Raw genomic sequence first — 17,662 nt, forward strand, 5'->3', positions numbered from 1 at the left:
ACCCTGGGGCGCGAAACCGGGCCGCCGGGGTGGATCAGCCGCGCTTCAGCGCCGCCGCGGCGGCGGTGTATCCACCGGCGGCGCCGTCGATGAAATGGACATGATCGTCGCGCAGGGGCGAAGGCACGATGCAGGTCATCATCGCGGCATCCTGTTCGCACATCCCGTAGCGGGCGACACCGTCAGCCCGCGCCCGGTCCAGCAGGTCGCGCAGCGCCGACACCGTCGCGCGATCGCTGTCGAGCGTCATCTTCAACCCGTCATCGAACTTGCGGTAATCGGCATTGGCACCGGTCATCGCCGCATAATGGCGCGGGTCGAACCGGCCCAGCCGGATGCCCGAGCGGAACAGGAACCAGGCGGGCAGCGTGCGCCCCAGCAGCGACAGGCGGCGGCGCATCAGCGACCGGCCCGCGCGCGAGGCATGGGCCTCGAGCCGGTTGCCCGGGTTGGGCCAGCGGTTGCGCGGACCCTGCGCCGGCACCGGGTGTCCGCCCCGGTCGAGCCGGTCCGCGATGCCCAGGATCCGCGCGGCCAGCCGCGCGAACGCGGGCCCGGCACGCCCCTCGGGCAAGACCACCAGCGACAGGATGGTTCCGTTGCGGGCGGCCATGTCGGACCAGCGGCAGGACAGCCCGGTCAGGTCGGGGACAGTGCCGGGCGCGGCCTCGGGCAGCGCATAAAGACCCTGTTTCATCTGGCCCTCGGCCCAGCTGAGCCCGCCGCCGGAAAACATGGCATACTCCGCCCCCGGCGATACCCGGTACCGCGCCACGGCCACGTCATGCCCGGCGGCGCGTATGTCGCGGACGGGAACCAGCGCCACCCGCAGGGTCAGCGAAAATTCCTCGCGCGCCCAGCAGCGCACCGCCGCCAGCGCCCGGCCCGCCCTCGCAATCTGCCCCGGCGCGCAGGCGAACCCCGCCCCGTCACCGCCGAACACAAACGGAAAGATACGCTCGCGCATCCCGTTGATCTGCGCGGAGATCACCGCGCCGCCGACCATGTTCACGGTCTTGTAGCGGCCATCGGCCACCGCGCCGGTCGAGTTCTCCACATCCGCGACCCCCAGGTGCCAGTCATCCGGCAACGGGGCATAGGCGCCGGGATCGGCCAGCACCGCGAAGCGATCCTGCAATGGCAGGTTCTCGTAGAAACCGGATGTGTCGGGCGCGGCGTCCATGCCGCATCCTAGCACCGGGATCGGCGCAGGACGATGCCGGGCCTTGCGCGACCGGCAGTCCCGTGCCACGCAGGCGGGACGCTGACGATCGGAGACCCTCATGCAGGCCGGACTGGTCACGCTATGTCTGGCCTATGTGCTGAGCCAGTTCTTTCGCGCCTTTCTCGCGGTTCTGTCGCCGGTGCTGGAACGCGACATCGGTGCCGGGCCCGAACAGCTTGCCACGGCGTCGGGGCTGTGGTTCCTGTCATTCGCGCTGATGCAGCTGCCCGTGGGCTGGGCGTTGGACCGGATCGGGCCCCGGCGCACCGCTGCTTTATTGCTGCTGCTGGGCGGCGCGGGCGGCGCGGGGCTGTTTTCGCTGGCCACCGCCCCCGCCCATGTCAGCCTCGCGATGCTGCTGATCGGGGTCGGTTGCGCGCCGGTGCTGATGGCCTCGTATTTCATCTTTGCCCATGAATATCCGCCGGCGCGGTTCGCCACGCTGGCGGCGCTGATGCTGGGCGTGGGATCGGCGGGCAACCTGGTCGCGTCCTACCCGACCGCCCTGGCCGCGGAATGGATCGGCTGGCGCGCGACGCTGGCCGGGCTGGCGGTGGTCTCGGCGGTGGTGGCGGGTGGCATCCTCGTCACCGTGCGCGATCCGGCACCCGACCATCCGGACCAACGGGGGTCTGTCATCGACCTGCTGAAACTGCCGGTGATGTGGGCGATCCTGCCGCTGATGCTCGTCAGCTACGCGCCCGCGGCGGCCCTGCGCGGGCTCTGGGCCGGCCCCTACCTGACCGACGTGTTCGGGCTGGGGGTCGAACGGATCGGGCAGGCGACGCTGGTGGTGGGTCTGGCCATGATCGCGGGCACGCTGTGCTACGGACCTCTCGACCGGCTGCTGGGCACCCGGAAATGGGTGGTGTTCACCGGCAACCTGGTCTGCGCGGCGGCGCTGGCGGCGCTGGTGGTGTGGATCGACATATCGGTGTTCACCTCGGTGGCGCTGTTTGCGCTGATCGGGTTCTTCGGCGCGTCCTTTCCGATGATGATCGCCCATGGCCGCGCGTTCTTTCCACCGCATCTCGTCGGGCGCGGGGTCACGCTGATGAACCTGTTCGGGATCGGCGGGGTCGGCGTGATGCAGTTTGCATCCGGGCGCATCCACGAACAGATATCGTCGGCCGGGGTGGCGGCGGCCGCGCCCTACCAGGCGATCTTTGCGTTTTTCGGCGCTGCGCTGCTGGCCGGTGTCCTGGTCTATCTGCTGAGCCGCGACAGCATCGACTGACACCCCTTTTCCCCACCCGGCTTTGCCTGTATGCAACCGCCGCCGGCCAACAGGCCAGCCACGCATCTGGAGAAAACAACATGGGTTATCGCGTCGTCGTCGTCGGCGCCACGGGCAACGTGGGCCGCGAAATGCTGAACATCCTGGCCGAGCGCCAGTTTCCGGTCGAAGAGCTTGCCGTGCTGGCATCCCGGAAATCGCTGGGGACCGAGGTGAGCTTTGGCGACAAGACCCTGACCACCCAGGACCTGGACCAGTTCGATTTCACCGGCTGGGACATGGCGCTGTTCGCGGTCGGCTCGGAGGCCACCAGGACCTATGCGCCCCGGGCCGCGGCGGCCGGCTGCGTCGTGATCGACAATTCGTCGCTCTACCGCTACGACCCGGACGTGCCGCTGATCGTGCCCGAGGTGAATCCGCAGGCGGTGCATGGCTATACGAAGAAGAACATCATCGCCAACCCGAACTGTTCGACCGCACAGATGGTGGTGGCGCTCAAGCCGCTGCACGACCGGGCGACGATCCGGCGGGTGGTGGTGTCCACCTACCAGTCCGTATCCGGCGCCGGCAAGGACGGCATGGACGAACTGTGGGATCAGACCAAGGCGGTCTACAACCCCACGTCGGACGTGCCGCCGAAGAAGTTCCAGAAGCAGATCGCCTTCAACGTCATCCCGCATATCGACGTGTTCATGGAAGACGGCAGCACCAAGGAAGAATGGAAGATGGTTGCCGAGACCAAGAAGATCGTGGACCCCGCGATCAAGGTCACGGCAACCTGCGTGCGCGTGCCGGTGTTCGTCGGCCACTCCGAAGCGGTGAATATCGAGTTCGAGGAATTCCTGGACGAGGACGAGGCGCGCGACATCCTGCGCGAGGCACCGGGCGTGATGGTGATCGACAAGCGCGAGGCCGGCGGCTATGTCACCCCGGTCGAGTGCGTGGGCGACTATGCCACCTTCATCAGCCGGATCAGGCAGGACGGGACGATCGAGAACGGGCTGAACCTGTGGTGTGTCTCGGACAACCTGCGCAAGGGCGCCGCGCTGAACGCCGTTCAGATTGCCGAACTGCTGGGCCGTGAGGTCCTGAAGAAGGGCTAGAACTCGATCTCGTCGATCACCCTGGTGTCCCACGCCGGGGTGGTTGACACATAGTGATCCCGCCGCCCCAGCTTGTCGCCCGGAAAGGGCGCGCGGAAGTTCTGTGCCAGGCGGTTCAGGCTGAAGCCGATATCCGACGCCTTGCACAGCCGCGCGCCGGTTGGCGCGGCAAAGACGGCGAGCCCGCCTCCCGCTTCGCGCAGGACTACCCCCTTGTTCCGCAGTCGGTCGATCAGGTCGAACCAGTCGCGCGCATAGGCGAAATCCTCGGCCAGCCGCGCCCGGAGCACGGCAATCAGCCGCTCATCCGCCCTGACGGGCGACTTCGCTTTGCGATGCGCCCGGGCGAGTTCCGTCTTCAACGCATCCTTCAGCAATTGCTGGATCGTTATCTCGCGGCGATCAGCGACGTCGCGCGCCGCGCGGAGGAGCGGGTCATCGAGCGTGAGCGTGATCCTGGTATCCATTCAGGCATCGTCGCCGCACATGATTAACACGTTCTAAATCGGCACGAATTTCTTCTGCGCCGAATCATACCCTTCCAGCCCGCCGACACCGATATCGGTCCACAGGCCATGCAGGCTCAACCCGCCTTCGGCGACCTCGCTGGCAACGAAAGGAAATGTCATCAGGTTTTCCAGCGAGGCCAGCACCGCCTGTTTCTCCAGCTGCTGCGCCTGCCGTCCGGCATCCTCGATATCGGCCACCGTTTCGTAGCGCGGTTTCAGGATGTCCATCCAGCGCCCGACGAAACTGCCGCGTTCCTCGAGCTGCGGCGCCTTGCCCTTGCACATGTCGATGCAGCCCTGCACCCCGCCACATTGCGAATGGCCCAGCACGATCAGATGCGCCACCTTCAGAACCGTGACCGCGTATTCCACGGCGGCGCTGGTGCCGTGGTGGTTGCCGCCCGGCTCGCAGGGGGGCACCAGGTTGGCGATATTGCGATGGATGAAGAACTCGCCCTGATCCGCCCCGAAGATCGACGTGACATGCACGCGGCTGTCGCAGCACGAGATCACCATGGCACGGGGATGCTGGCCCTCGGTGACCAGGCGACGATACCAGACCTTGTTGGCCTCGAATGTGGTCGCTTTCCAGCCGTGATAGCGCTGGACCAGATATGAGGGTAGTGGCCTGGCAAATTCCATCGTCCTGTTGCTCCGTCCGCTGGTCGGTTTGCCCGGACCTACCCTGAAGTCGCATCAAATTCGAGCGTTATCGACATCCCCGATCAACCTTTTGCAAACCTGTAGCGCGCATCCTGCCCGGGATGTGGGGGCATCGGGTTTGGGTGAGGTTCTCTTGGCTGACATATTAACGCTTGCACCGGACGAACCGGTGCGGCTGGACCGCGACCGGCTGTCGGGGCTCTATCTGGATCTCGGCAGAACCGCCGCCGAAGACGTGATCTGCCGCGCGGTCGAGGAACTCGCGGCGCGGCTTGGCCAGTGCGAATCGCATTGGCGCGGTGCCGACTGGCCGGCGCTGGGCAAATGCGCGCGCTCGCTGGTGGCCATATCGGACCAGCTGGGCATGGCGCTGCTGGCGCGGGTGGCGGGCGATCTGGCAACGGCCGCCACGGCGGAGGACGGCCCCGCGGCGGATGCGGTGCTGTTCCGGCTGGTTCGGGTGGGCGACCGGTCGCTGACCGCGGTGTGGGATCTGCGGGATCTGTCCGTCTGATCGGCGGACAGGGGCTTGCGGGCCGTGATGTGCGGGCTAGGTTGGGCCGCACGCGACAGAAAGGATCACCCATGCCGTTCACCTTTGCCGACCCGACGCCGGATGCGATCCCGCTGCATGTGCTCGAAACGGACGCGGTCGCCCCCTGGCTCGACGGGCAGCCGGATGCGGTGGGGGCGTGGGTCCGCGCCAACGGGTTTACCGGCAAGCTGGGCGAGACCCTGCTGGTTCCCGGCGGCAACGGTGCCCCGACGATGGCGCTGGCCGGATATGAAACCGCGGCCCGGCGGGCGCGCACGCGCTATGCGCTCGCCCACGCGGCCCGCAAGCTGCCCGCCGGCGTCTACGGGATCGCCTCGGGCATCGCGGCGGAGGCATTGGAAACCGAAGCCCTGGGCTGGCTGTTGTCGCTCTACCGTTTTGACCGCTACCGCAAGAAGAAGATCACCCGGGTCCACCTGGTCGCCCCCGACGGGATCGACGTGGCCCGTGTCGAGACCATCGCCGCCTCAGAGGCGCTGATCCGCGACCTGATCAACACGCCCACCGCCGATCTCGGGCCGGACCGCCTGGCCGCGGCGGCCCGGGACCTGGCCGGGGAATTCGGTGCCGACTGCACCGTGATCGAGGGCGACGACCTGCTGGACCGGAACTATCCGATGATCCACGCGGTGGGCCGGGCCTCGGCCACGGCGCCACGGCTGATCGACCTGCAATGGGGCAGCGCCGGCCCCAGGCTGACGCTGGTCGGCAAGGGCGTCTGTTTCGACACCGGCGGGCTGAACCTGAAACAGCGCGGCGGCATGGCGCTGATGAAAAAGGACATGGGCGGCGCGGCGCATGTGCTGGGGCTGGCCCGCATGATCATGGCGCTGGCCCTGCCGGTGCAGTTGCGGGTGCTGATCCCGGCGGTGGAAAACTCGGTATCCGGCAACGCGTTCCGCCCCGGCGACATCCTGACCTCGCGCAAGGGGCTGACGGTCGAGATCAACAATACCGACGCCGAGGGCCGGTTGGTGCTGGCGGATGCGCTGGCGCTGGCGGACGAGGACGAACCGGACCTGATCCTGTCGATGGCCACCCTGACCGGTGCGGCGCGGGTCGCGGTGGGATCGGATATCGCGCCGTTCTTCTGCGACGATGACGGGTTTGCGCAAATGCTGTCCGCCGCGGCGGCCCGTGTCGATGACCCGGTCTGGCGGCTGCCGTTCCACCCGGCCTACGAGGACAAGATCGAACCGGTGATCGCCGATCTGGACAACGCACCCGGCGGCGGGTTCGCCGGCGCGATCACCGCGGCGCTGTTCCTGCGCCGCTTCGTGTCCGCCGCGCCCTACGCCCATTTCGACATCTACGGCTGGCAATCGGTGTCCGCGCCGGCCCGGCCCAAGGGCGGGGTCGGCCAGGGCGTCCGCGCGCTGCTGGACGCCCTGCCCGGGGTCCTGGACCTGTGAGCGACCGTCGCCTGACCCCGGCCAATGCCCGCGTCGCGGCGGCGCATCTGGCCGATGCCGCGCCGGGCCTGATACCGGTTGCGGGCGACCGGCGCCAGGTCCTGCGCCCGGTCGTCAACCTCGACCGCGCCCCCGGTGGCGCGCGGGACCGGCAGCTGCTGTTCGGCGAAACCGTGCTGGCCTACGAGGATCGCGACGGCTGGAGCTTTGTCCAGGCCGACAAGGACGGCTATGTGGGCTATGTGCCGTCCGCGGCGCTGGGGCCGGCGCGGGACGCGACCCACATGGTCTGTGCGCCTGCCACCCATGCCTATGCCGAGGCGTCGATGAAATCCCCGGACCGCATGAGCCTGAGCTTTGGCAGCCGCGTCACCGTGACCGGCACGGAAAACCGGTTCGCGGATACCGGCGCGGGGTTCATCCCGTCGGGGCATCTGCGGGCGCTGGAGAGCGGCCCGTTCGACGACCCGGTGGCGGTTGCGGCGCTGTTTCTCGGCACGCCCTACCTCTGGGGCGGCAACAGCCGGTTCGGCATCGACTGTTCCGGGCTGGTGCAGGCGGCGCTGCTGGCCTGCGGGCGGGACTGCCCCGGCGACAGCGATCTGCAGGCGGAGGCGGTCGGCACCGCCCTGCCCCGGGGCACGCCGCCCCGGCGCGGCGATCTGCTGTTCTGGAGGGGTCATGTGGCCTGGGTCGCCGATGGCGCGACGCTGCTGCACGCCAATGCCCATCACATGGCCGTGGCCCATGAGGCGATGGACGAGGCTATCACGCGGATCGAGGCGCAGGGCGACGGGCCGGTCACCGGCCACCGGAGACCCTGATCAGGTGACCGCCCGGATCAGCTTGCGTTCGAGCACGCGCAGCACCGTCTTCAGGTCGTGACCGCGTTTCAGGATCTGCCCGTCCATTCCGACGACCGCGTACTGGCCCTGCCGGTTGCGCAGCCTGGGGCGTTTTTCGATCCGGTAGAGCGGATGTTCGGCGGTGCGCCTGAACACCGAGAACACCGCCAGGTCGCGCAGGCAGGAAATGCCGTAGTCCCGCCATTCGCCAGCGGCAACCATGCGGCCGTAAACCGATAGGATCTGGGAAAGTTCGCGCCGGTCGAAAGCCACCTGATCCGCAACCTGTCCGGTGGGAAAGGGGCTGGGGGGCTGGATCGTCATGGATCAACCCTTGCGCCGGTTTCGGATAAAATCAAGCCTGATCGACAGGGCGATTCTCCGGCGGGCCGGCGGTGGTGGGTTTCGGCAACGGCCGGGCCGGGGGCGGAACCGCGCCGGGGGCCATCAACACTATTGACCGATTGGTCGGTTTTGTGCAGGTTGCGCGGCAGGGAGCATTGGGGGGAAGGCCATGACGCCACAGGAGCGTGCCGAACGCAGTGCCGCCGCGATGTGGGAAAACGATGCCGCGTCGCAATGGCTGGGCATGACGCTGGATGCGGTCGCCCCCGGCGGCGCCACCCTGTCCTTTACCGTCGCCCCGCATCATCTGAACGGGCACGGCATCTGTCACGGCGGCTATATCTTCACCCTGGCCGACAGTGCCTTTGCCTTTGCCTGCAACAGCTACAACCAGGTGACCGTGGCCCAGGAAAACCAGATCACCTATCTCGCGCCGGGCCGGCCCGGCGAACGGCTGACCGCGGTTGCGTCCGAGACCGCGCGCAACGGGCGGTCGGGCGTCTATGACATCACCGTGACCGGCGCCGACGGGCGCAAGGTCGCCCTGTTCCGCGGGTTGTCCCGCACGATCCGGGGCCAGCATTTCGAGGAGGAAACATGACCCACGCCTATCTCTGCGAAGGGGTGCGCACCCCGATCGGCCGCTATGGCGGCGCACTCGCGTCGGTTCGGCCCGACGACATGCTGGCCCATGTGATCCGCGAAACGGTCGCCCCGTTCAGCGGCCTGCAGGTGGACGAGGTGCTGGCCGGCTGCGCCAACCAGGCGGGCGAGGACAACCGCAACGTCGCCCGCATGGCGGTGCTGCTGGCGGGCCTGCCCGACACCGTGCCCGGCGCCACGATCAACCGGCTCTGCGGGTCGGGGCTCGACGCGGTGGGGGCGGCGGCCCGCGCGGTCCGGCTGGGCGAGGCCGACGTGGTCATCGCCTGCGGCGTCGAAAGCATGAGCCGCGCGCCGCTGGTCATGCCAAAGGCGGACAGCGCGTTTTCGCGCAAGGCCGAGATCTACGACACGACCATCGGCTGGCGGTTCGTGAACCGCGAACTGGCCAGGCATTACGGCACCGATTCGATGCCCGAGACGGCCGAGAACGTGGCCTCGGATTTCGGCATCTCGCGGGCAGACCAGGACGCCTTTGCGCTGCGGTCGCAGACCCGCGCGGCGGCGGCCATCGCCAGCGGCCGCCTGGCCCGGGAAATCGCGCCGGTGACGATCCCGAAACGGCGCGGCGACCCGATGGTGGTGGACACCGACGAACATCCCCGCGCCACCACCGCCGAAAAGCTCGCCGCCCTGCCCACCCCGTTCCGCGACGGCGGCACGGTGACGGCGGGCAATGCCTCGGGCGTCAATGACGGCGCGGCGGCGGTGATCGTCGCCTCGGAGGCGGCGGTCGGGAAATACGGGCTGACGCCGCGCGCGCGTGTCGCGGGCATGGCCACCACCGGCGTGCCGCCCCGGATCATGGGCATTGGCCCCGCCCCGGCGACCGAGATGCTGCTCGCGCGTCACGGGCTGGGCATCGGCGATATCGACACGATCGAACTGAACGAAGCCTTTGCCGCCCAGGGGTTGGCGGTGACCCGCCGGCTGGGCCTGCCCGACGACGCGGACCATGTGAACCCCAATGGCGGCGCCATCGCGCTGGGCCATCCGCTGGGCATGTCGGGCACGCGGCTGGCGCTCACCGCCGCCGTGAACATGGTCGATGACGACCTGTCGCGCGCCGTCTGCACCATGTGCATCGGCGTCGGACAGGGGATCGCGCTGCTGCTGGAGAAAGCCTGATGGAAGACCTGTCCCCCCGCCCCGGCGACCTGGACCATATCGAAACCGCCAGCCGCGACGAAATCGCCGCGGTGCAACTGGAGCGGATGAAACGATCGCTCCGCCACGCCTATGACAATGTCGGGTTCTACAAGGCATCCTTTGACGCCGCCGGCATGCATCCCGACGACCTGCAAACGCTCGCGGACCTGGCGAAGTTTCCCTTTACCGTGAAACAGGACCTGCGCGACAACTACCCGTTCGACATGCTGGCGGTGCCGCGCGGGAAACTGCGGCGCGTGCACGCATCCTCGGGCACCACCGGTCAGCCGACCGTCGTGGCCTATACCGAAAACGACCTGAAGGTCTGGGGCGAGGTGGTGGCCCGCAGCCTGCGCGCGGCCGGGTTGCGCCCCGGCGACATGCTGCACAACGCCTATGGCTACGGGCTGTTCACCGGCGGGCTGGGCATTCACCTGGGCGCGGATGCGCTGGGTCTGTCCACGGTGCCGGTCTCGGGCGGCATGACCGAACGGCAGGTCCGCCTGATCCGCGATTTCCAGCCGCGCGGCATCACGGTGACGCCGTCCTACGCGCTGTCGATCCTCGATGAATACGCCGCCGCGGGCCTCGATCCGCGCGAAAGCTCGCTCGCCGTCGGCATCTTTGGCGCCGAGCCCTGGACCAACGCAATGCGGCAGGAAATCGAAACCGCCTTCGACATGCATGCGGTCGACATCTACGGCCTGTCCGAGGTCATGGGCCCCGGCGTTGCAAATGAATGTGTCGAAACCAAGGACGGGCTGCATGTCTGGGAGGATCATTTCTACCCCGAGATCATCGACCCGCAGACCGGCGAGGTGCTCGAGGACGGGCAGGAGGGCGAGCTGGTATTCACCTCGCTCACCAAGGAGGCCTTCCCGATCATCCGCTACCGCACCCGCGACCTGACCCGGCTGCTACCGGGCACGGCGCGCTCGATGCGGCGGATGGAAAAAGTCACCGGACGCAGCGACGACATGATCATCCTGCGGGGGGTGAACCTGTTCCCGACCCAGATCGAGGAACAACTGATGAAGGTCGAAGGTCTGGCGCCGCATTTCCAGATCGAACTCAGCCGCCCGGACCGGCTCGACGTGATGCGGGTGCGCACCGAGGCCACCGCCGACGCCGCCACCGACGACGACCGCAGGCGGATGGGGGCCGAACTGGAGGCGCGGATCAAACGGGCCGTGGGCGTGTCGGCACGGGTCGAGGTCGCCGAACCCGGCGGTGTCGAACGCAGCCAGGGCAAGGCGGTGCGGATCATCGACAGCCGCCCCGCGCGCTGATGCCGCGCGGGGTCGCACGCGACCACGACGCCAAGCGGACCGCGCTGCGCAAGGGCGCGGCCGGATACTTTGCGCATCACGGCTATGACCGGGCCTCGATGACCGGGGCGGCGCGGGCCTGCGGCGTGTCCAAGGCGTTGATCTACCACTATTACGACAGCAAGGAGGCATTGCTGTTCGACATACTCGACGCGCATCTGTCAGAGCTGGCAGAGGTCGTCGACGCCGCCCGGGGCGATGGCCTGTCCGGGCTGATCGCGGCGATCCTCTCGGCCTACGAGGACGCCGACGCCGAACACAAGCTGCAACTCGACGCGCTGGACACCCTGCCCGCGCCGCTGCGCGACCCGCTGGTGGCGCTGCAACGCCAGCTGGTCGGCACGATGTCCGAGGCAATCGGCGATGAGGTCCCGCATCTCGGCGGCGACCGGCTGCGGGCCGCGACCATGACCGTGTTCGGGATTCTCAACTGGTTCTACATGTGGCACCGGCCCGGACGCGGGCTGAGCCGGGCGGATTATGCCGGCTTTGCCACCGATTTCGTGCGCGGCGGCCTGGCGAATCTCGGCGCCTGACCCCGGCGGGATACGGATTGTTCACCAGCGCCGGCCTAATCTGCCTGCCATGTCGATTCGGATCCTCAGGCTGATCGCGGGTGCCGGCCGCGCCGTGGCCGCGGGCCGGTGCGTCTGCTGCGTTCTCGCGGTGTCGCTGCTGCTGGCCACCGCCATCTTGACCACGTCTGTCATAGCCGGCGATCGCCGATCCTATCGCATGATCGCGGCGCGGGTTGCCGACATGCACACGGCCCAGAGTGCCGTCGAAACGCTGGCCGACATGACCAACGGGCGGCGCCCCTTCGACCGGCGCGCGGCGCGGGCCGCGGGGCAGGATCTGGTGTCGACGATGGCTGCGGTGCCGAAACGTTTTCGCCCAGCGGTCACCGTCCAGGCCAGCCGCGCCCGCCACCGCATCTGGTCGCACTGGCCGGATTTCCTGGCCCGCGCAAGGGCGGCCGAACGCGCCGCGCGCCAGTTGCGCACTGACGACCGGGCGCGGTTGCGCGGCACCCTGCCCTCGGTCGTCGTCACCTGCATCCATTGCCACCAGATCTATCGCGAACCGTGACCCCGGGTCAGATCGGCGATTGAACTGGGCTCCGATTCCCGGCAGACTCGTGGAAACTGATGGAGGACACGGCCATGCGGACGAGAGCAGCAGTAGCGATCGAGGCGGGTAAGCCGCTGGAGATCATGGAGGTCAATCTCGAAGGGCCGAAGGCGGGCGAGGTGCTGGTCGAGATCAAGGCCACGGGCATCTGCCACACCGATGAATTCACCCGTTCGGGCGCCGATCCCGAAGGGCTGTTCCCGGCGATCCTGGGCCACGAGGGCGCGGGCGTCGTGCTCGAATGCGGCCCCGGCGTCACCTCGCTGGAACCGGGCGATCATGTGATCCCGCTCTATACGCCGGAATGCCGGGAATGCGATTACTGCCTGCACCCCAAGACCAACCTGTGCCAGTCGATCCGGGAAACGCAGGGTCAGGGCCTGATGCCCGACGGCACCTCGCGGTTCTCCACGCTCGATGGCGATCCGATCCTGCATTACATGGGCTGTTCGACCTTCGCCAACCACACGGTCATGCCGGAAATCGCGCTGGCCAAGGTGCGCAAGGACGCCCCGTTCGACAAGATCTGCTATATCGGCTGCGGCGTCACCACCGGCATCGGCGCGGTGATCAACACCGCCAAGGTCGAGCTCGGGTCGCGGGCGATCGTGTTCGGCCTGGGCGGGATCGGGCTGAACGTGATCCAGGGGCTGCGCATGGCCGGGGCCGACCAGATCGTCGGTGTCGATCTGAACCCCGACAAGGTGCCGATGGCCGAGGCCTTCGGGATGACCGATTTCGTCAACCCCTCCGAGGTCGAGGGCGACCTGGTCCCCTACCTGGTGAACCTGACCAAGGGGGGCGCCGACTATACCTTTGACGCTACCGGCAATGTCGGGGTGATGCGGACCGCGCTGGAAGCGGCGCACAAGGGCTGGGGCGAAAGCGTGATCATCGGTGTAGCACCCGCGGGCGCCGAGATCTCGACCCGCCCGTTCCAGCTGGTCACCGGCCGGGTCTGGCGCGGCACCGCGTTCGGCGGCGCGCGCGGCCGGACCGACGTGCCCAAGATCGTCGACTGGTACATGGACGGCAAGATCGAGATCGACCCGATGATCACCCACCGGCTGACCCTCGACGAGATCAACACCGGCTTCGATCTCATGCATGCCGGAGAATCGATCCGCAGCGTGGTCGTCTACTAGGAGCGCGGCCGATGCCCCTGCTGGCCGTCCTGATCGACGCGGACAACACCTCGCCGCGCCATGCCGGTGCGATTTTCGACGAAATCGCCGGGTTCGGCGAGGCATCGGTGCGGCGATGCTATGGCGATTTTTCCAGCCCGCAGATGACCGGATGGTCACGGGTCCAGGCCGAACACGGGCTGGTCCCGCATCACCAGCCGGCAAACACGGTCGGCAAGAACGCCAGCGACATCGCGCTGGTGATCGACGCGATGGACCTGCTGCATTCGGGGCGGTTCGACGGTTTCGTCCTGGTCTCCTCCGACAGCGACTTTACCCGGCTGGCGAGCCGTATCCGCGAACAGGGCCTGGACGTCTATGGCATCGGCCAGATGAAGACCCCCGAAGCCTTCCGCAAGGCCTGCAAACGCTTCATCTTTCTCGAGAACATCCAGACCGTCACCGAACCCGGCGACACCCGCGCCGGCGATGCGCCGCCCGCCCGGTCCCTGCAGGACGCCCGCGACCTGATCCTGAAGGCGATGGATGCCATCGAGCAGGATGACGACTGGTACACGCTGGGCCGGATCGGCCAGTTCATCGCCGCCGCGAACCCGGATTTCGACACGCGCAGCTATGGCAAACGCAAGCTGAGCGACCTCGTGGCCGCGATCAGGATCTTCGAAACCCGGCGCGGCAGCGGCAACCAGATCGAGTTGCGGCGGCTGGACTAGCCCGCGCGGCGGGCCCCGGCGCCGTAACGCGCCATGAACATGTCCACCGCCGAGGCCGCCACCCGGTCCGCTTCGATACGGCAGTAATCCCGATCGACATTGAAGGCGCGCCGGGCAAACAGGCCGGCCCGGCAGAGCGCCCCGAACTGGTCGGCGGCCAGCCCCGGATCGTCGACCCTCAACTCGCCGCGCGCGGTCGCCAAGACGAGGTAATCCCCCAGCCGGTCGCGCACCTGCGTCGGCCCGCTGTCATAGAACAGGCGCCCCAGCTCAGGGAAACGCGCGGATTCCGACAGGCAGATGCGATAGACGCGCAACCCGAAATCGGACAGGTAGAATTCGATGATCTTCTCGGCGGCGAACCGCAACACCTTGCGCGGGCAATCGGCCACCTCGACAAGGGCCGCGGCGGTTTCGGCCTGCCGGGCGCATTCGCTGCGCACCACTTCGGTGAACAGCAGCCGCTTGTCGGAAAAATAGCTGTAGAGCGTCGCCTTCGAGACACGCGCGGCCCGGGCCACGTCATCCATGCTGGCGCGTTCGAACCCGGTATCAAGGAACACCTTTCGGGCGCCCTCCAACACCTGGTCGAACTTGCGCCCCCGACGCACCAAAACAGACGCTTCTCCCATCGCTCTCCCCCGCATGAATCCGCATAGCCTAATAGGAACACGACCGTCCGAACAACAATATTCATGGCCCCGCGCTTGTTTCCGCCGCCGGAATCGCTAGAACTTGGAATGATTCTAAATGTGGGTGGCACCATGCGCTTCATGACGCAACGAAAGCGGTTTTCGGATCTCAGCGAACAGGAAATCCTGGCGCTGGCGATTTCCTCGGAAGAGGATGACGCCCGCATCTATCGCGGCTATGCCGAAAGCCTGCGCGCCGACTATCCGGCCAGCGCCCGGCTGTTCGAGGACATGGCCGCCGAGGAAGACAGCCACCGCGGCAACCTCATCGCCCTGCACGAAACCCGGTTCGGCCCGGTCATCCCGCTGATCCGCCGCGAACATGTGGCCGGTTTCTACGCCCGGCGCCCGGTCTGGCTGATGGAAAATCTCGGGCTCGACCGCATCCGCGCCGAGGCCGAAGCGATGGAGGCGGATGCCGAACGGTTCTATGCGGCCGCGGCATCGCGTACCAGCGATGCGGCGACCCGCAAGCTGCTGGGCGATCTCGCCGCCGCCGAAGCCGGCCATCACGCAACCGCCGGCGAACTGGCCGACACCCATCTGGGCGATGGCGCGCGCGACGACGAGGACGCAACCGCGCACCGGCAGTTCATCCTGACCTGGGTGCAGCCGGGCCTGGCGGGGCTGATGGACGGGTCGGTCTCCACCCTGGCGCCGATCTTCGCCACCGCCTTTGCCACCCAGGACACCTGGACCACCTTCCTTGTCGGCGTCGCGGCCTCGGTCGGGGCGGGGATCTCGATGGGTTTTACCGAAGCCGCCTCCGATGACGGCGAATTGTCCGGACGCGGGTCGCCGGCAAAACGCGGGCTGGCATCCGGGGTGATGACGACGCTGGGCGGGCTGGGCCACGCCCTGCCCTACCTGATCCCGGAATTCTACACCGCGACGACGATCGCCATCGTGATCGTGTTCTTCGAATTGTGGGCCATCGCCTGGATCCAGAACCGCTACATGGAAACGCCGTTCTTCCGCGCCGCGTTCCAGGTGGTGCTCGGCGGTGCGCTGGTGCTGGCCGCCGGTATCCTGATCGGCAGCGGCTAGCCGTCTTGCACCCGCCCTGCGCGCGGGCTAACCCCGTGGCATGGCCGATATTTTCCTGCGCACCCTCCCCTTCTTTGCCCTGATCGGCCTGGGCTACTGGGCAGGCCGCACCCGTTTCTTCACCGAAGAGGCCACCGCCTGGCTGACCCGCTTCGTGTTCTATTTCGCGCTGTCTGCGATGCTGTTCCGCTTTGCCGCCAACCTGTCGCTGGCCGAGATCCTCGACATGCGGCTGGTGGCGGGCTACCTGGCGGGCACCACGGCGATCTACCTGCTGGCCACCGCCGTGGCCCTGCTGCGCCGGCTCGACATGGCCACCGCCGCGGTCGAGGCGCAATGCGCGGTGATCGGCAATGTCGGCTTTCTCGGCATCCCGATGCTCGCGGTGCTGCTGGGCGAGGCCGCGATCGGTCCGATCATGCTGGTGCTGGCCACCGACCTGGTCGTGTTCTCGTCGCTGATCGTGATCCTGATCAACGCCCGCAATCGCGGCCCGTCCTGGGGCGCGACCCTGCGGCTGGTGGGGCTGGGGCTGCTGCGCAACCCGATGATCGTGTCGATCTGCGCGGGCCTGGCCTGGTCGGCCCTGCAGCTTCCGATCCCGGCGCCGATGGCGGAGTTCCTGTCCATCCTCGGCGGCGCCGCCACCCCCGGCGCGCTGTTCGCCATCGGCGCGTCGCTGGCCGGGAAATCCGCCGAACGGGTCCAGGTCGCCGGCTGGCTGAGCGTCTGCAAGCTGGTGCTGCACCCGGCCGCCGTGGCGGTCGGCGTGCTGCTGCTGTTCCCGCTCGCTCCCTACCAGGCCGCCGTCGTCATCTCCGCCGCCGCGCTGCCGGTTGCGGGGAACGTCTACATGCTGGCCCAGCATTACGGCATTGCGCCGCACCGGGTTTCGGCCGCGATCCTGTTTTCGACATTGGCAAGCATCCTGACGGTGCCGCTGGTGATCGCCATGGTCGCGCCCTGACCTTCCTCTTGCCGAAAATATCCCCGCCGGAGGCTCCCGCACTGGACGCCCGCGCCAAGGCCCGGTAGCCAAGAGCCAGCGAACACGGAGGCACGAAATGGAAACCCTGTCCGAAAACAGATGCTTTGACGGGGTGCAGGGCGTCTATCGCCACGCATCCGGCAGCTGCGGCTGCGACATGACCTTCGGGCTGTTCCTGCCCGAAGAAGCCGGTGACGGCCCAGTGCCGCTGCTGTGGTATCTGTCAGGCCTGACCTGCACCCATGAAAACGCCATGACCAAGGCCGGCGCCCAGCAATGGGCGGCCGAACAGGGCATTGCGCTGGTCTTTCCCGACACCTCGCCGCGGGGCGACAACGTGGCCGATGACCCGGAATACGACCTGGGCCAGGGGGCCGGGTTCTATGTCAATGCCACCCAGGCCCCCTGGGCCCCGCATTTCCGCATGTGGGATTATGTGGCCGAGGATCTGCCCGCGCTGCTGGCCGAGAACTTTGCCATCGACCCGGACCGGCAGGCGATCACCGGCCATTCGATGGGCGGGCACGGGGCGCTGACCCTGGCGATGGGGCTGCCGGGCCGGTTCCGCTCCGTCTCCGCCTTCGCGCCGATCTCGAACCCCGCCGGCTCCGACTGGGGCCGCAAACAGCTCGCCGCCTATCTGGGCGACGACGAAACCGCATGGGCGCGCCATGATGCCAGCCTGGTGATGCGCGAGCGCGGCTTTGACGGGCCGGTCCTGATCGACACCGGCAGCGCCGACCAGTTCATCGACCTGCTGCGCCCCGAGGCGCTGGCCGACGCGGTGGCAACCCGCCGCCAGCCGGCCACGTTGCGGCTGCAGAACGGTTACGATCACAGCTACTTCTTCGTCTCCAGCTTCATCGAGGACCACGTCGCCTTCCATGCCGAGGCGCTTTGGGCCTGAGTGC

Annotated in this window: 20 protein-coding genes; 15 read left to right on the plus strand and 5 right to left on the minus strand. The window is 67.9% G+C overall.

Features of this window, described 5'->3' with window-relative positions:
- Nucleotides 1-34 precede the first annotated feature (34 nt).
- On the minus strand, nt 35-1,183 hold the full coding sequence (locus tag C6Y53_RS05655; protein ID WP_106471553.1) for a DUF3095 domain-containing protein: 1,149 nt from the start codon (nt 1,181-1,183) through the stop codon (nt 35-37).
- Between the two features lie 100 nt (nt 1,184-1,283).
- Between C6Y53_RS05655 and C6Y53_RS05660 the strand changes: the two genes are divergently transcribed.
- Entirely contained in the window at nt 1,284-2,462 is a 1,179-nt protein-coding gene (locus C6Y53_RS05660) for an MFS transporter (RefSeq protein WP_106471554.1), read from the plus strand.
- A gap of 80 nt (nt 2,463-2,542) precedes the next feature.
- Nucleotides 2,543-3,565 carry an aspartate-semialdehyde dehydrogenase gene (locus C6Y53_RS05665; RefSeq protein WP_106471555.1) on the plus strand — a complete coding sequence of 341 codons (1,023 nt, stop codon included), beginning with the start codon at nt 2,543-2,545 and terminating at the stop codon, nt 3,563-3,565.
- Here the strand turns inward: C6Y53_RS05665 and C6Y53_RS05670 are convergent.
- Nucleotides 3,562-4,032 (minus strand): hypothetical protein, encoded by a 471-nt coding sequence (locus tag C6Y53_RS05670; protein ID WP_211299465.1) that lies wholly within the window; start codon nt 4,030-4,032, stop codon nt 3,562-3,564. The genes C6Y53_RS05665 and C6Y53_RS05670 overlap by 4 nt on opposite strands.
- A 33-nt stretch (nt 4,033-4,065) precedes the next feature.
- Nucleotides 4,066-4,716 carry a carbonic anhydrase gene (locus tag C6Y53_RS05675; protein WP_106471556.1) on the minus strand — a complete coding sequence of 217 codons (651 nt, stop codon included), beginning with the start codon at nt 4,714-4,716 and terminating at the stop codon, nt 4,066-4,068.
- Nucleotides 4,717-4,870: 154 nt separating this feature from the next.
- Between C6Y53_RS05675 and C6Y53_RS05680 the strand changes: the two genes are divergently transcribed.
- The 3 genes from C6Y53_RS05680 (at nt 4,871) to C6Y53_RS05690 (ending at nt 7,529) form a co-directional block, all read left to right on the plus strand.
- A complete protein-coding gene (locus tag C6Y53_RS05680) occupies nt 4,871-5,251 on the plus strand; it encodes a hypothetical protein (protein WP_244614948.1) in 381 nt (126 codons plus the stop codon).
- 71 nt (nt 5,252-5,322) lie between these two features.
- Nucleotides 5,323-6,705, plus strand: coding sequence for a leucyl aminopeptidase family protein (locus tag C6Y53_RS05685; protein ID WP_106471558.1), 1,383 nt, complete (start codon nt 5,323-5,325; stop codon nt 6,703-6,705).
- The gene (locus tag C6Y53_RS05690; RefSeq protein WP_106471559.1) at nt 6,702-7,529 is read left to right on the plus strand and encodes a C40 family peptidase; all 828 of its coding nucleotides are present in this window, start codon (nt 6,702-6,704) and stop codon (nt 7,527-7,529) included. The genes C6Y53_RS05685 and C6Y53_RS05690 overlap by 4 nt, the downstream gene beginning before the upstream one ends.
- On the opposite strand, the gene C6Y53_RS05695 is transcribed toward C6Y53_RS05690, so the two are convergent.
- Complete coding sequence (locus C6Y53_RS05695; protein ID WP_106471560.1) at nt 7,530-7,874, minus strand: DUF2794 domain-containing protein; 345 nt, start codon at nt 7,872-7,874, stop codon at nt 7,530-7,532. It lies immediately after the preceding gene.
- A gap of 190 nt (nt 7,875-8,064) precedes the next feature.
- Between C6Y53_RS05695 and paaI the strand changes: the two genes are divergently transcribed.
- The 7 genes from paaI (at nt 8,065) to C6Y53_RS05730 (ending at nt 14,024) form a co-directional block, all read left to right on the plus strand.
- Complete coding sequence (paaI, locus tag C6Y53_RS05700; RefSeq protein ID WP_106471561.1) at nt 8,065-8,496, plus strand: hydroxyphenylacetyl-CoA thioesterase PaaI; 432 nt, start codon at nt 8,065-8,067, stop codon at nt 8,494-8,496.
- Nucleotides 8,493-9,686 carry a 3-oxoadipyl-CoA thiolase gene (gene pcaF / locus C6Y53_RS05705; RefSeq protein WP_106471562.1) on the plus strand — a complete coding sequence of 398 codons (1,194 nt, stop codon included), beginning with the start codon at nt 8,493-8,495 and terminating at the stop codon, nt 9,684-9,686. Before paaI ends, pcaF begins: the two co-directional genes overlap by 4 nt.
- Entirely contained in the window at nt 9,686-10,996 is a 1,311-nt protein-coding gene (paaK, locus tag C6Y53_RS05710; protein WP_106471563.1) for a phenylacetate--CoA ligase PaaK, read from the plus strand. The genes pcaF and paaK overlap by 1 nt, the downstream gene beginning before the upstream one ends.
- Entirely contained in the window at nt 10,996-11,571 is a 576-nt protein-coding gene (locus C6Y53_RS05715; protein WP_106471564.1) for a TetR/AcrR family transcriptional regulator, read from the plus strand. Before paaK ends, C6Y53_RS05715 begins: the two co-directional genes overlap by 1 nt.
- A gap of 49 nt (nt 11,572-11,620) precedes the next feature.
- Nucleotides 11,621-12,124, plus strand: coding sequence for a c-type cytochrome (locus C6Y53_RS05720; RefSeq protein WP_211299466.1), 504 nt, complete (start codon nt 11,621-11,623; stop codon nt 12,122-12,124).
- Between the two features lie 74 nt (nt 12,125-12,198).
- The gene (locus C6Y53_RS05725; RefSeq protein WP_106473970.1) at nt 12,199-13,311 is read left to right on the plus strand and encodes an S-(hydroxymethyl)glutathione dehydrogenase/class III alcohol dehydrogenase; all 1,113 of its coding nucleotides are present in this window, start codon (nt 12,199-12,201) and stop codon (nt 13,309-13,311) included.
- Nucleotides 13,312-13,322: 11 nt separating this feature from the next.
- Nucleotides 13,323-14,024, plus strand: coding sequence for an NYN domain-containing protein (locus C6Y53_RS05730; protein ID WP_106471566.1), 702 nt, complete (start codon nt 13,323-13,325; stop codon nt 14,022-14,024).
- Here the strand turns inward: C6Y53_RS05730 and C6Y53_RS05735 are convergent.
- Nucleotides 14,021-14,656 (minus strand): TetR/AcrR family transcriptional regulator, encoded by a 636-nt coding sequence (locus C6Y53_RS05735; protein ID WP_106471567.1) that lies wholly within the window; start codon nt 14,654-14,656, stop codon nt 14,021-14,023. The genes C6Y53_RS05730 and C6Y53_RS05735 overlap by 4 nt on opposite strands.
- A 132-nt stretch (nt 14,657-14,788) precedes the next feature.
- On the opposite strand from C6Y53_RS05735, the gene mbfA reads away from it, so the two are divergent.
- The 3 genes from mbfA (at nt 14,789) to fghA (ending at nt 17,658) form a co-directional block, all read left to right on the plus strand.
- Nucleotides 14,789-15,763 (plus strand): iron exporter MbfA, encoded by a 975-nt coding sequence (gene mbfA, locus C6Y53_RS05740; RefSeq protein WP_106471568.1) that lies wholly within the window; start codon nt 14,789-14,791, stop codon nt 15,761-15,763.
- 40 nt (nt 15,764-15,803) lie between these two features.
- Nucleotides 15,804-16,730: an AEC family transporter gene (locus C6Y53_RS05745; RefSeq protein WP_106471569.1), complete on the plus strand. Its 927-nt coding sequence runs from the start codon at nt 15,804-15,806 to the stop codon at nt 16,728-16,730.
- A 97-nt stretch (nt 16,731-16,827) separates the two neighbouring features.
- Nucleotides 16,828-17,658 (plus strand): S-formylglutathione hydrolase, encoded by an 831-nt coding sequence (gene fghA / locus C6Y53_RS05750; RefSeq protein ID WP_106471570.1) that lies wholly within the window; start codon nt 16,828-16,830, stop codon nt 17,656-17,658.
- Nucleotides 17,659-17,662 lie beyond the last annotated feature (4 nt).

Source organism: Pukyongiella litopenaei (assembly GCF_003008555.2).
In the GTDB taxonomy this organism is placed as follows: domain Bacteria; phylum Pseudomonadota; class Alphaproteobacteria; order Rhodobacterales; family Rhodobacteraceae; genus Pukyongiella; species Pukyongiella litopenaei.

What these genes read in the sequence shown, in the direction of transcription:
- C6Y53_RS05655 (WP_106471553.1), bottom strand. Translation starts at nt 1,183, where the DNA reads ATGGACGCCGCGCCCGACACATCCGGTTTCTACGAGAACCTGCCATTG.
- C6Y53_RS05660 (WP_106471554.1), top strand. Translation starts at nt 1,284, where the DNA reads ATGCAGGCCGGACTGGTCACGCTATGTCTGGCCTATGTGCTGAGCCAG.
- C6Y53_RS05665 (WP_106471555.1), top strand. Translation starts at nt 2,543, where the DNA reads ATGGGTTATCGCGTCGTCGTCGTCGGCGCCACGGGCAACGTGGGCCGC.
- C6Y53_RS05670 (WP_211299465.1), bottom strand. Translation starts at nt 4,032, where the DNA reads ATGGATACCAGGATCACGCTCACGCTCGATGACCCGCTCCTCCGCGCG.
- C6Y53_RS05675 (WP_106471556.1), bottom strand. Translation starts at nt 4,716, where the DNA reads ATGGAATTTGCCAGGCCACTACCCTCATATCTGGTCCAGCGCTATCAC.
- C6Y53_RS05685 (WP_106471558.1), top strand. Translation starts at nt 5,323, where the DNA reads ATGCCGTTCACCTTTGCCGACCCGACGCCGGATGCGATCCCGCTGCAT.
- C6Y53_RS05695 (WP_106471560.1), bottom strand. Translation starts at nt 7,874, where the DNA reads ATGACGATCCAGCCCCCCAGCCCCTTTCCCACCGGACAGGTTGCGGAT.
- paaI (WP_106471561.1), top strand. Translation starts at nt 8,065, where the DNA reads ATGACGCCACAGGAGCGTGCCGAACGCAGTGCCGCCGCGATGTGGGAA.
- pcaF (WP_106471562.1), top strand. Translation starts at nt 8,493, where the DNA reads ATGACCCACGCCTATCTCTGCGAAGGGGTGCGCACCCCGATCGGCCGC.
- paaK (WP_106471563.1), top strand. Translation starts at nt 9,686, where the DNA reads ATGGAAGACCTGTCCCCCCGCCCCGGCGACCTGGACCATATCGAAACC.
- C6Y53_RS05715 (WP_106471564.1), top strand. Translation starts at nt 10,996, where the DNA reads ATGCCGCGCGGGGTCGCACGCGACCACGACGCCAAGCGGACCGCGCTG.
- C6Y53_RS05720 (WP_211299466.1), top strand. Translation starts at nt 11,621, where the DNA reads ATGTCGATTCGGATCCTCAGGCTGATCGCGGGTGCCGGCCGCGCCGTG.
- C6Y53_RS05725 (WP_106473970.1), top strand. Translation starts at nt 12,199, where the DNA reads ATGCGGACGAGAGCAGCAGTAGCGATCGAGGCGGGTAAGCCGCTGGAG.
- C6Y53_RS05730 (WP_106471566.1), top strand. Translation starts at nt 13,323, where the DNA reads ATGCCCCTGCTGGCCGTCCTGATCGACGCGGACAACACCTCGCCGCGC.
- C6Y53_RS05735 (WP_106471567.1), bottom strand. Translation starts at nt 14,656, where the DNA reads ATGGGAGAAGCGTCTGTTTTGGTGCGTCGGGGGCGCAAGTTCGACCAG.
- mbfA (WP_106471568.1), top strand. Translation starts at nt 14,789, where the DNA reads ATGCGCTTCATGACGCAACGAAAGCGGTTTTCGGATCTCAGCGAACAG.
- C6Y53_RS05745 (WP_106471569.1), top strand. Translation starts at nt 15,804, where the DNA reads ATGGCCGATATTTTCCTGCGCACCCTCCCCTTCTTTGCCCTGATCGGC.
- fghA (WP_106471570.1), top strand. Translation starts at nt 16,828, where the DNA reads ATGGAAACCCTGTCCGAAAACAGATGCTTTGACGGGGTGCAGGGCGTC.